At 61.3% G+C, this 271-nt stretch carries 1 protein-coding gene; it reads left to right on the top strand.

Going from position 1 to position 271, the window contains the following annotated elements:
- Nucleotides 1-271 (top strand): transposase (locus NDO48_RS29215; protein WP_267322916.1); only part of this gene is annotated, 271 nt, incomplete at both ends.

Genomic DNA, 271 nt, shown 5'->3' with positions numbered 1-271 from the left:
CTCCCGTTCCCAACGATTCCGGAACCCGCACCGGAATCCTGCACCGTCCCAAGCGCTACCACCGACGACTACGACACGTCCTCTTCATGGCGGCCTTCAGCAGTGCGCAAAGAGAAGGACCGTCACGAGAGTTCTACCAACGTAAACGCGCCGAACACCAACGACACGTCCAGGCCACCATCGCACTCGCTCGCAGACTGGTCGACGTTCTCTGGGCATTACTGCGTGACCAACGTGAATGGCGGCCAAGTGGCCCGCTCGGGGTTGCATC

Source organism: Aminobacter sp. MET-1 (genome assembly GCF_026521175.1).
Classification (GTDB): Bacteria; Pseudomonadota; Alphaproteobacteria; order Rhizobiales; family Rhizobiaceae; genus Aminobacter.
Note: the sequence above shows the minus strand (reverse complement) of the source record. Positions and strands in the feature narration are given on the sequence as shown.